Source organism: Actinomycetospora sp. (assembly GCF_055612215.1).
Window position 1 is genome coordinate 1 of sequence record NZ_JBVPVA010000463.1, and the last position, 11393, is coordinate 11393.

Annotated in this window: 10 protein-coding genes and 1 riboswitch; of the genes, 4 read left to right on the forward strand and 6 right to left on the reverse strand. The window is 74.5% G+C overall.

The genetic code is table 11. The annotated features are described in order from the left end of the window. Window positions 1-220: 220 nt before the first annotated feature. From AC0CYZ_RS12900 to AC0CYZ_RS12910, 3 genes are all read right to left on the reverse strand, one after another. Complete coding sequence (locus tag AC0CYZ_RS12900) at window positions 221-700, reverse strand: MarR family winged helix-turn-helix transcriptional regulator (protein WP_472215874.1); 480 nt, start codon at window positions 698-700, stop codon at window positions 221-223. A 105-nt stretch (window positions 701-805) separates the two neighbouring features. Next, window positions 806-1741 (reverse strand): type I pantothenate kinase, encoded by a 936-nt coding sequence (gene coaA, locus AC0CYZ_RS12905; protein WP_472215876.1) that lies wholly within the window; start codon window positions 1739-1741, stop codon window positions 806-808. 60 nt (window positions 1742-1801) lie between these two features. Next, window positions 1802-2566 carry an SDR family oxidoreductase gene (locus AC0CYZ_RS12910; protein ID WP_472215878.1) on the reverse strand — a complete coding sequence of 255 codons (765 nt, stop codon included), beginning with the start codon at window positions 2564-2566 and terminating at the stop codon, window positions 1802-1804. 75 nt (window positions 2567-2641) lie between these two features. Between AC0CYZ_RS12910 and AC0CYZ_RS12915 the strand changes: the two genes are divergently transcribed. From AC0CYZ_RS12915 to AC0CYZ_RS12930, 4 genes are read left to right on the forward strand one after another with little or no spacing between them, the layout of a single operon-like run. Beyond that, on the forward strand, window positions 2642-3106 hold the full coding sequence (locus AC0CYZ_RS12915; protein ID WP_472215880.1) for a PPOX class F420-dependent oxidoreductase: 465 nt from the start codon (window positions 2642-2644) through the stop codon (window positions 3104-3106). 19 nt (window positions 3107-3125) lie between these two features. After that, window positions 3126-4487, forward strand: coding sequence for a hemolysin family protein (locus AC0CYZ_RS12920; protein WP_472215882.1), 1362 nt, complete (start codon window positions 3126-3128; stop codon window positions 4485-4487). After that, window positions 4484-5635 (forward strand): hemolysin family protein, encoded by a 1152-nt coding sequence (locus tag AC0CYZ_RS12925; protein ID WP_472215884.1) that lies wholly within the window; start codon window positions 4484-4486, stop codon window positions 5633-5635. The genes AC0CYZ_RS12920 and AC0CYZ_RS12925 overlap by 4 nt, the downstream gene beginning before the upstream one ends. Window positions 5636-5682: 47 nt before the next feature. After that, window positions 5683-6705, forward strand: coding sequence for an NAD(P)/FAD-dependent oxidoreductase (locus AC0CYZ_RS12930; RefSeq protein WP_472215886.1), 1023 nt, complete (start codon window positions 5683-5685; stop codon window positions 6703-6705). Window positions 6706-6891: 186 nt separating this feature from the next. Here AC0CYZ_RS12930 and gcvP read toward each other — a convergent pair whose 3' ends face one another. From gcvP to AC0CYZ_RS12945, 3 genes are all read right to left on the reverse strand, one after another. Continuing rightward, entirely contained in the window at window positions 6892-9840 is a 2949-nt protein-coding gene (gene gcvP, locus AC0CYZ_RS12935) for an aminomethyl-transferring glycine dehydrogenase (RefSeq protein ID WP_472215888.1), read from the reverse strand. A gap of 238 nt (window positions 9841-10078) precedes the next feature. Beyond that, window positions 10079-10183: riboswitch (glycine riboswitch) on the reverse strand. Between the two features lie 77 nt (window positions 10184-10260). Continuing rightward, window positions 10261-10842, reverse strand: a complete 582-nt coding sequence (locus AC0CYZ_RS12940; RefSeq protein WP_472215892.1) for a MerR family transcriptional regulator — start codon at window positions 10840-10842, stop codon at window positions 10261-10263. Window positions 10843-11079: 237 nt separating this feature from the next. After that, window positions 11080-11393, reverse strand: a 314-nt coding sequence (locus tag AC0CYZ_RS12945) for a bifunctional nuclease family protein (protein WP_472215890.1), incomplete at its 5' end; no start/stop codon positions are given.

Genomic DNA, 11393 nt, shown 5'->3' on the forward strand with positions numbered 1-11393 from the left:
CTCCGTGGTGTGGGCGGCGTCCGCGGGGAACTGGTCGTCGAAGCTCACTCTCGTCCCGACGTCGGGCGATCGGGGCGCGGCGCCGCCCCCGCGGGGCACCTCGCCCGCTGGGGGCAACGGGAGAGCATGCCGGGCCGACCGGGACGGGACAACCCGGATCCGGCCCGGGGGCGGCTCGGTCCGAGGGCCGCCACCCGGAGGGCCGTCACTCCGAGGGCCGTCACTCCGAGGGCATGGCGACCAGGGCCTCGAGGGCGGGCACCGCGGCGGCGAGGGCTCTGCGGTGCTCGGGGGCGAGCCGCGCCAGGCGCTCGGCCAGCACGGCGGTCCGCTCGGTGCGCAGCTGCTCGATCATCGCGCGGCCCGCGGCGGAGAGCTCGACCAGCGCTGATCGGGCGTCCTGCGGGTCGGGCGTGCGCACGAGGAGCCCGGCGTCGTCGAGCGCGGCGAGCACCCGGCTCATCGTCGGCGGCGTGACCGCCTCCCGGCGCGCCAGCTCGGAGAGGCGCAGCGGCTCGTGCTCCTCCAGGGTCACCAGCACCGAGGTCTGCAGCGGGGGCAGCACCGCGGCGGAGTCGACCCGGATGCGGCGGTTCAGCCGCCCGATCGCCAGCCGCAGGCGCGCGGGCAGCATCGGGTCGTCGAGGTCGGGCGGCCCGAGCTCGGAGGGGGCCGCCGGGGAGGACGTCGCACCAGCCATACTTCATCGTCGCACTACTTAGGCTGCGCACATACCCCCGGGGCGGTGTTCCGCGTCGCTTTCGTCCCGATTCCTGGTGCGCGGTACCGCCGACCGAGGCCGCGTTCAGAGCTTGCGCAGCCGGATCCGTCGCACCGAGTGATCAGGTCCCTTGGTCAGGACGAGCCCGGCGCGGGAGCGCGTGGGGGCGATGTTCTCCCGCAGGTTCGGCCCGTTGATCTCGTCCCAGAGCTGCGCGGCGCGGGCCCGGGCGTCCTCGGTCTCCATCTCGGCGTAGCGGCGGAAGTACGACGCCGGGTCGCGGAACGCGGTCTCGCGCAGCGCGAGGAACCGCTCGATGTACCAGCGGCGCACGTCGGCGGGGTGGGCGTCGACGTAGATCGAGAAGTCGATGAGGTCGCTGACCGCGAGGGCGCTGGCCCGCTCCCCCGTCTGCGGCGCGGGCTGGAGCACGTTGAGGCCCTCGATCACGAGGATGTCCGGGCGCGCGACCGAGCGCTGCTCGTCGAGCACGTCGTAGACCAGGTGGGAGTACACCGGCGCGGTGACCTCGGGCTTGCCGGCCTTGACGTCGGAGACGAAGCGCAGCAGCGCCCGCCGGTCGTAGGACTCCGGGAACCCCTTGCGCGCCATGAGCCCGCGGCGCTCGAGCTCGGCGTTCGGGTAGAGGAACCCGTCGGTGGTCACGAGCGCCACGTCGGGGTGGTCCTGCCAGCGCGCGAGCAGCAGGCGCAGCAGCCGCGCGGTGGTCGACTTGCCCACCGACACCGACCCGGCGATCCCGACGACGAACGGCGTGCGCTCCTCGTCCTGGCGCAGGAAGGTCCGGTAGGCCTCCAGCAGGCCGGAGTTGGCCCGCACGTGCAGGTCCAGCAGCCGCGAGAGGGGCAGGTAGACGTCGCGGACCTCGTCGAGGTCCACCGGGTCGCCCAGGGAGCGCAGCTCCTCGAGCTCGCCCGCGGTCAGGGGGAGGTCGCCGGACTCGTCGCGCAGCGCGGCCCACGAGGTGCGGTCGAAGTCGACGAACGGGGACCCGCTCATGGGCGCACATTCTGGCCACGGGAACCCCCGGGGCCGCCACCGGCTGTCTGCGGTCTCACGTCAGCGGTATCCCAGTTGGCGCACCGACGACACCGCGTACTCCACGACGGTCACGTGCGGTGGCAGACCCAGGACGTGCACGACGCCGGCCGCGACGTCCTCCGGCGCCAGCCCCTGGTCGTGCATGCGCTCGGCGAAGTGCGCCGTGTCGTCGTCGACGGCGGCCTGGTCGGCCACCAGGTCGGTGGCCACGAAACCGGGCGAGACGGTGGTGACCTTCACCCCGCGCGGCCCGACCTCCAGCCGGAGGGTCTCGGCGACGGCGTGGGCGGCGTGCTTGCTCGCCGCGTACACCCCGCCGGCGGCCGAGGCGACCCGCCGTCCGGACATCGAGGACACCACGACGAGGGTCCCGCCCGCGGACAGGTGGGGCAGCGCGGCCCGGGCGGTGGCGAGCAGCCCCGTGACGTTGACGTCGAGCAGTTCCCGCCAGCGCGCGGGGTCGGTGTCGGCCACGGACCCCAGCGACATCACCCCCGCCGCGGCGACCACGCCCGCGACCGGGGCCGCCAGGCGGGCGACGACGTCGTCGAGCGCGGCGGCGAGGCCCGCGGGGTCCGTGACGTCGGCGGCCGCGGTGGCATGGCCGGTGCCCGGCAGCGCCGCGGCGAGCTCGTCCAGCCGGTCGGCGCGCCGGGCGAGGGCCCCGACCCGGGCCCCGGCGGCGGCGGCCGCGTGGGCGGTGGCGGCGCCGATCCCCGAGGAGGCCCCGACGACGACCACCGCGCGTCCGGCGAGCGCACCCGGCGCCCCGTCGCTGGTCACGCCCCCAGCCTAGTGATCACCTGCGACCGGTCGGGGCGAGGACCCCGGCCGCCGGTGGCCCGTAGGCTGGGCGCCGTGGCGAAGACGGCGACGAACGACCGGGTCGGGCGCGAGGAGCTCACCGAGTTCCTGCGCACGCGGCACCACGCCATCGTGGTGACGCGGCGCAAGGACGGCGGCGAGCAGACCTCCCCGGTGACGCTGGGGCTCGACGCGCAGGGCCGCCTGCTGGTCTCGACCTACCCCGAGCGCGCCAAGGTCCACAACATCCGGCGGGACCCCGCGGTCGCGATGTGCGTGCTCTCCGACGACTTCGACGGTCCCTGGGTCCACGTCGAGGGCACCGCGGAGGTCCTCGACCTCCCCGAGGCGCTGGACCCGCTCTGCGAGTACTTCCGGTCGATCTCGGGCGAGCACCCCGACTGGGACGAGTACAAGGACGCGATGGCGACGCAGGGCAAGTGCCTGGTCCGGCTGACCGTCGAGCACTGGGGCCCGATCGCGACCGGCGGCTTCCCCCCGCGTCTGCAGAAGGACTAGAGGGGCTCGAGGACCACCCGTGGACGTCCTGCTCTCCGTGCTCGGCCTCGTCGGGGTCGTCGCGGTCACACTCGGCACGGCCGTGTTCGTCGCGGCCGAGTTCTCGCTGACCACGCTCGAGCGCAGCCAGGTCGACCACCACGCGGCCGAGGTCGGTGACCGGCGGGCGAAGGCGGTCGCGAAGGCCCACCGCAACCTGTCCTTCGAGCTCTCCGGGGCCCAGCTCGGGATCACGATCACCACGCTGATCACCGGCTACCTGGCCCAGCCGGCGATCGCGACGCTGATCTCGCCGGTGCTCTCCGATGTGGGCCTGCCCGAGGGCGCCGCGGCGGGCGCGGCGGCGGTGATCGCGCTGATCCTGGCGACGGCGCTGTCGATGGTGTTCGGCGAGCTGGTGCCGCAGAACCTCGCGATCTCCGCGCCGCTGCGCACCGCTCGGACGGTGGCCGGCGTCCAGGCAGCGTTCTCCCGGGCGCTGTCCTGGTTCATCTCCGGGCTCAACGGCGCGGCGAACTGGGTCGTGCGCCGGCTCGGGGTGGAGCCCGCCGAGGAGCTGCGCTCGGCGCGGTCGCCCCGGGAGCTCGGGTCGCTGGTGGCCACCAGCGCGGAGCAGGGCACGATCGACGAGGGGACCGCGGCGGTGCTCACCCGGGCGCTGCGCGTCGGCGAGCGCACCGCCGACGAGCTGATGACCCCGCGGGTCCGGGTGGAGACCCTCGCGATCGACGACACCGTGGACGACCTGCTCGCCGCGGCGATCCGCACCGGGTTCTCCCGCTTCCCGGTGGTCGAGGGCGACCTCGACGACGTGCGCGGGGTGGTGCACGTCAAGCAGGCGTTCGCGGAGCCGCGGTCCCGGCGCGGCAGCACCCTGGTCCGCAACCTGATGCGCACCCCGACCACGGTCCCGGACTCCCTCGACGGCGACGAGCTGCTCGACCGGCTGCGCGGCGCGGGCTTCCAGCTGGCGGTCGTCGTCGACGAGTACGGCGGCACGGACGGCATCGTGACGCTGGAGGACCTCGTCGAGGAGATCGTCGGCGACGTCCGCGACGAGCACGACCGCGGCGAGGCCGAACCCTTCCGCGACGCCGGGGCCGACAGCTGGGTGGTCTCGGGGACGCTGCGGCCCGACGAGCTGGCCGAGCTGGTGGGCTGGTCGTTCCCCGACTCCGAGATCTACGAGACGCTCGCCGGATTCCTGCTGGCCGAGCTGGGACGCATCCCCTCGGTCGGCGACCGGGTGACGCACGACGGCCGGACGTTGGTGGTCAGCCGCATGGACCGGCGCCGGATCGCCGACGTCCGGATCGAGGCCGTGGACCAGGCGGACGCGCCGACCCCGGCCGCGCTCGCCACCGGGGAGGTCGCACCGTGAACGACGGGCTCGCCCTCCTTGCGGTGTTCGGGCTGCTGCTGCTCAACGCCTTCTTCGTCGGCGCCGAGTTCGCGGTGATCTCCGCGCGTCGTGACCGGCTGGACACGATGGTCGAGTCAGGCACGTCCGGCGCGGCAACGGTGCTGCGGGCCAGCGAGCAGCTCTCGACGATGCTCGCCGCCGCCCAGCTCGGGATCACGATCTGCTCGCTGGCGCTCGGCGCGCTCGGCGAACCCGCCGTCGCCCACCTGCTCGAGCAGGTCGTCGGTCCCCTCGGAATCCCGGACGCGGTCGTGCACCCGATCGCGTTCGTCATCGCGCTGCTGCTCGTGACCGTCCTGCACATCGTGATCGGCGAGATGGTCCCGAAGAACATCGCGATCGCCGGGCCGGAGCGCACCGCGGTGTGGCTCGTGCCGCCCCTGGTCTGGTTCAGCAAGGTGGCGCGCCCGGTGATCGGGCTGTTCAGCTGGATGGCCGCCCAGGTCCTCAAGCTGCTGGGGGTGGAGCCGCGCGACGAGAAGGAGTCGGCCTACACGCCCTCCGAGCTCGCCGAGGCGGTCTCCGAGTCCCGCCGCGAGGGGCTGCTCGACGCCTCGCAGACCCGCCGCCTGACCCAGGCCCTGCACACCGCCGAGCGCACCGTCGCCGACGTGATGATCCCCCGCGAGCGGCTCACGGTCCTGCCCGCGCACCCCACCGTCGGTGCGGTGGAGGAGGCGGTGGCCCGCACCGGGTTCTCCCGCTACCCGGTGCAGGCCCCCGAGGCGCCGGACGCCCACCCGCGGCTCGACACCGACCCGCTCGAGCCGGGCACGGACCCGCTGGGGCCGAGCCGGACCGGGGTGGCGCCGAGCGTGGAGCTCGCCGGGTACCTGCACATCAAGGACGTCCTCGACCTCGACGGCGAGCTCGACGAGGTGGTGCCCGCCGAGCGCGTGCGGGCGCTGCCCCGGCTCTCGGTGGACGCGCCGGTCGACGAGGCGCTCGCGACGATGCGCCGCGAGGGCTCCCACCTGGCCCGGGCCGTCGACGGGAACGGGACCACGGTCGGCGTCGTGGCCCTCGAGGACCTCGTCGAGGAGTACGTCGGCACGGTCCGCGACAGCACCCACGTGGCCCGCTCGGCGGCCCGCGGCACGTCCTGAGCCCCACGCGCGGTGTGGGATCGCGCGGGGCGGGGGATCAGTCCGGCATGGCCGCCTCCCCCGAGCCCGCTCCCCGCACCGACGTCGTCGTGGTCGGCGCCGGCATCAGCGGCGTCGCCTGCGCCCGGGTGCTCACCGAGGCCGGCGTCCCGGTCCGGGTCCTGGAGCGGGCACGCCACGTGGGCGGGCGGCTCGCGAGCCCCGACCTGCCCCGCGGCGGGACCGGCCCGTTCCCCGGGCCGCGCCCGGTCGACCTCGGCGCCGCCTACTTCACGGTCTCGCGCTCCGACGAGCCCGCCGCGGACGGGTTCGCGGCGCTCGCCGACGACTGGAACCGGCGCGGCCTCGCCGTCCCGTGGACCGACACGCTGTCGGCGCGCGACGCGGACGGCACGTGGGAGCCCAAGCCCGGCCCGCAGCGCTGGTCGGCCCCGGGCGGTCTGCGCTCCCTGGTGGCCGACCTCGCGGCGGGGCTGCGGGTGGAGACCGGCCGGACCGTCTCCGAGGTGACGCCCGGGCCGGCCGTCGACGGCGAGGCGGCGTGCGCGGTGGTGCTCGCGATGCCCGACCCGCAGGCCGCCCGGCTGGTGTCCGCGCCGTTGCGGGCCGCCCGGGTGGTCGCCGACCAGGAGTGGGAGCCGGTGATCTCGGTGGCGCTCGGCTACGACGAGCGGTGCTGGTCCGGCGACCTCACCGCGGCCTTCGTCAACGGCCACCCCGACCTCTCGCTGATCGCCGACGACGGGGCGCGGCGCGGCGACCGCGCGCCGGTGCTCGTCGCGCACACCACCGGGGACCTGGCGCGCCGGCACCTCGAGGACCCCGACGGCGTCGTGCCGACCGTCGTCGACGCGGTCGGCGCGCTGCTCGGGCTGGACCGTTCCCCGACCTGGACCCACGCCCACCGCTGGACCTACGCGAGCCCGGCGCACCCCCACGACGAGCCCTTCCACCTCGATGACGACCTCGTCGCGGTCGTCGGCGACGGCTGGGGCAGCCCGAAGGTCGAGACGGCGTGGCGCTCGGGGACCCTGCTCGGGCGCGCGCTCGCGGACCGCGTGAGCTGCTGAGCCCCTGGGGCCGCCGCCGGTTCTCAAGCGATGGGCCCCTTCGGTCGAATAGACGGACGAGGGGCGCCCGTCGCCGGAACGCTCGCCCCGCCCCTGCATGATCATCAGCACACCACGCAGGATCTTCGGCGCAGATCCTGCGTGGTGTGCTGTTGATCAACGAGCAAGCGGCTCGGCTCGGCCGCCTCAGGCGTCGGCCAGCTCCTCCAGGGGCGGGCAGGAGCAGACCAGGTGGCGGTCGCCGTGCGCGGAGTCGATCCGACGCACCGGCACCCAGATCTTGTCCGGGCGCCCCGCGGCCGGGAACGCGGCCTCCTCGCGGGTGTAGGCGTGGTCCCACTCCGCGGTCGTCACCGAGCGGGCCGTGAACGGAGCGTGCACCAGCGGGTTGTCGTCCGCCGGCCACTCCCCCGCCTCGACCTTGGCGGCCTCCGCGCGGATGGCGATCATCGCCTCGCAGAAGCGGTCGATCTCGGCGAGGTCCTCGGACTCGGTCGGCTCGACCATGAGCGTCCCGGCCACCGGGAACGACATCGTCGGGGCGTGGAAGCCGTAGTCGGCGAGCCGCTTGGCGACGTCGTCGACGGTGATGCCCGAGGACTTCGTCAGCGGGCGCAGGTCGAGGATGCACTCGTGGGCCACGAACCCGCCCGCCCCGGTGTAGAGCACCGGGAACGACGAGCGCAGCCGCGCGGCGACGTAGTTCGCGGCCGCCACCGCGGTCAGCGTCGCGCGCCGCAGCCCGTCGACGCCCATGAGCCGCACGTACGCCCAGGAGATCGGCAGGATCGACGCCGAGCCCCACGGCGCGCCGGCCACCGGGCCGACCCCCGTCGACGGGCCCGCCGAGGGCTGCGCGGGGTGGTTGGGCAGGAACGGCGCGAGGTGCTCGGCGACGCCGATCGGCCCGACGCCGGGCCCGCCCCCGCCGTGCGGGATGCAGAAGGTCTTGTGCAGGTTCAGGTGGCTGACGTCGGCGCCGAAGCGGCCCGGGCGGGCGAGCCCGACGAGCGCGTTGAGGTTGGCGCCGTCGACGTACACCTGGCCGCCGGCGTCGTGCACCGCGGCGAGCACCTTGCGGACTCCCGGCTCGTACACCCCGTGCGTCGAGGGGTAGGTGATCATGATCGCGGAGAGCCGGTCGCCGACCTCGTCGATCACGCGGTGCAGGTCCTCGACGTCGACGTCGCCGCGCTCGGTGGTCTTCACGACCTTGACACGCATCCCGGCCGAGATCGCCGACGCGGCGTTGGTGCCGTGCGCCGAGGACGGGATGACGCAGACGTCGCGGTCGGTGTCCCCCCGGGAGTGGTGGTAGGCCCGGATCGCGAGCAGCCCGGCGAGCTCGCCCTGCGAACCGGCGTTGGGCTGCAGCGAGACCGCGTGGTAGCCGGTGAGGTGCACCAGCCAGGCCTCGAGGTCCCGGATCACCTGCAGCATCCCGGGCGCGTCCGACTCCGGCGCGAACGGGTGGAGCTCCGCGAACCCGGGGTAGCTGATCGGCTCCATCTCCGCGGTCGCGTTGAGCTTCATCGTGCAGGAGCCCAGCGGGATCATGCTGCGGTCGAGCGCCACGTCCTTGTCCGAGAGCGTGCGCAGGTAGCGCAGCAGCCCGGTCTCGGTGCGGTGGCGGTGGAAGACCGGGTTGGTGAGGTACGACGACGACCGCGTCAGCGCGGCGGGGACGGCGTCCTCGGTGGCGGCGTCGAGGTCGGGGACGCCGGGAGCCTCCACCCCGGACCCCTTCCCCGTCGCTCCGCTCGCCCCGAGAGCCCGCCACACCGCGACGAGGTGCGCGCGGGTCGTGACCTCCGAGCACGAGACGCCGACGTGGTCGTCGTCGACCTCGCGGACGAGCAGGCCCGCCTCGCGGCACGTCGCGACGGCGTCCGCCGCGCCCCCGGGCACGCGCACCAGCACGGTGTCGAAGAACGCGCGGTGGACGACCTCCACGCCGCCCTTCGCCAGCCCGGCCGCGAGCACGGCGGCCATGCGGTGGGTGCGCCGCGCGATGGAGTGCAGACCCGCCGGGCCGTGGTAGACGGCGTACATCGAGGCGATGACGGCGAGCAGCACCTGGGCGGTGCAGATGTTGCTCGTGGCCTTGTCGCGGCGGATGTGCTGCTCGCGGGTCTGCAGGGCGAGCCGGTGCGCGGGGTGCCCGTCGGCGTCGATCGAGGTCCCGACGAGGCGGCCGGGCAGCTGGCGTGCCAGCTGCTGGCGCACCGCGAGGAACCCGGCGTGCGGCCCGCCGAAGCCGAGCGGCACCCCGAAGCGCTGCGTGGACCCGACGGCGACGTCGGCGCCCTGCTCGCCGGGCGGGGTGACCATCGTGGCGGCGAGCAGGTCGCAGGCCACGACGACCCGCGCGCCGCGCTCGTGCGCGGCGGCGATCACGCCGCTGTGGTCGCGCAGCGCACCCGAGGCACCGGGGGCGGCCAGCAGCAGGCCGAAGAAGTCGTGGCTCGGCAGCTCGGAGGTGGCGTCGACGAGCTCGATGTCGATGTTCAGCGACTCCGCACGGGTCCGCAGCACCGCGATCGTCTGGGGCAGCGTGTCGGCGTCGACCAGGAAGGTGTCGGACTTCGACTTGTCGACGCGGCGCAGCAACAGCATCGCCTCGGCGGCCGCGGTGGACTCGTCGAGCATGGAGGCGCCGGCGACGTCGAGGCCGGTCAGGTCGCACACCACGGTCTGGAAGTTCAGCAGCGCCTCGAGCCGGCCCTGGGAGATCTCGGGCTGGTAGGGCGTGTAGGCGGTGTACCAGGCCGGGTCCTCGAGCACGTTGCGCCGGATCACCGGTGGGGTGATCGTGCCGTGGTACCCGAGCCCGAGCATCGGGGTGAGCACCGTGTTCGACGCGGCGAGGGCGCGCAGCTCCTCGAGGACCTGCGCCTCGGTGGCCGCGGGCGGCGGGGCGGCGTCGACGCTGCCGGGCGCCCGGTCGAGGTCCCAGTCGGCCGGGTCGGACCGGATCGACGTCGGCATCGCCCGGTCCGCGAGCTCGTCGAGGGAGCCGACGCCGATCGTCTCCAGCATGCGGCCGAGCTCGGCGGCGTCGGGTCCGATGTGGCGTTCGGTGAAGGGCGTGCCGTGCTCCAGCGCGGCGAGCGAATGGCGGTCCAGTGAGCTCACGCGGGGCCTCCCGGTGGCTGCCGGCGGGCCGGGGGTCCCGGCCGCGACCGAACTCGGTCAGGGTCACCCCGACGCGTGCCTCGACGGACGCGCCGGGTCCCTCCCCCTCTGCCACTGCCCGCCACCTGCGCGGGCGCCTGAGAGCTTCACCGGGCCTCTCCCGACGTGGGTCGGGCCGGCTTGCACCATCGGCGGGTGGTCACCCCGGGCGGGGTTCGCACCACTTTCCAGAGATCGTCTCGACCACGCGGTACCGGATGCCTGAGAGATTCCGGGGAGGAGTTGCTCCTTCGGCGCCTGCGTCCAGAGGCTTCTGACTGCAGGTCTCTCCCGCGTGGGTTCGTCGACCGACGGCATGCAGGCTACCGGGGTGGTCCCCGGGTGTCAGCCCCACGAGGGGCGACGTCACCTCACGAGGGCTCAGCCCGCGGAGCGCGCCCCGCGGTTGCGACGGGAGGCGAGCTCGTCCTCGGGCGCCTGGTCGACGACCGCGGCACCGGCCCCGGCCCGCTCGGCCGGGAAGTGGGCGATGGAGCCCGACAGCTCGCGCATCGCTCCGCCGACCGCGATCCCGAAGACGCCCTGACCGCCCTGGAGCAGGTCGACGACCTCCTCCGGCGAGGTGCACTCGTAGACCGTGACGCCGTCGGAGAAGAGCGTGATCCGGGCGAGGTCGCGCACCCCGTGGCGGCGCAGCTGCTCGACGGCGCTGCGGATGTTGTTCAGCGAGACCCCGGTGTCGAGGAGGTTCTTGACCACCTTGAGCACCGCGAGGTCCTTGAAGGAGTACAGCCGCTGCGAGCCGGATCCGGTCGCGGTGCGGATGCTGGGCACGACGAGCTTGGTGCGCGCCCAGTAGTCCAGCTGCCGGTAGGTGATCCCGACGATCTGGCAGGCGGCCGGCCCGCGGTACCCGAGGACCTCGTCGTGCAGGCTCTCCCCGAACAGGTCGTCCGGGAACAGCGACCCCTGCTCCCCCGCGGGCCCGAGCGGCTGGAGCACCGCGTCCTCGGTCGACGGGTCGTGGGGCGACGAACCCTGGCTCGCCGGGACCACGGCGTCGGCCGCCCTCCCGGCTCCGGGCCGCTCACCGGCTCCCGCCACGCCTGCCTCCTCGCACCGTCAGAGTCCGTCTCGGGCCCTGGTCAGACGACCGTACGAGGGGTGTCGACGGGGGTCAACGCGACGCGCGGCCAACTCTGTACCTGAACTTCAGGGTTCGACGATACGGGGGTCGGTTCACGTCCCCGCGAAGTCCTCGGGCGAGACGGTGTCGAGGAACTCGCGGAACTTCTCGACCTCGTCCTCCTGCTCGTCGGGGATGACGAGCCCGGCCTCGGAGAGCACGCCCTCCTCGGCGTGGATCGGCACGCCGACGCGCAGCGCGAGGGCCACCGAGTCGCTCGGCCGAGCCGAGACCCGGACGTCGCCGTCGAAGACGAGCTCCGCGTAGAACGTGCCTTCCTGCAGGTCGGTGATCCGGACCTGCTCGAGCCGCCGGTCCAGGGCCCCCAGGACGTCCTTGAGGAGGTCGTGGGTCAGCGGCCGGGCCG

Coding starts and splice junctions, on each gene's coding strand:
- AC0CYZ_RS12900 (WP_472215874.1), bottom strand. CDS start 700: ATGGCTGGTGCGACGTCCTCCCCGGCGGCCCCCTCCGAGCTCGGGCCG.
- coaA (WP_472215876.1), bottom strand. CDS start 1,741: ATGAGCGGGTCCCCGTTCGTCGACTTCGACCGCACCTCGTGGGCCGCG.
- AC0CYZ_RS12930 (WP_472215886.1), top strand. CDS start 5,683: ATGGCCGCCTCCCCCGAGCCCGCTCCCCGCACCGACGTCGTCGTGGTC.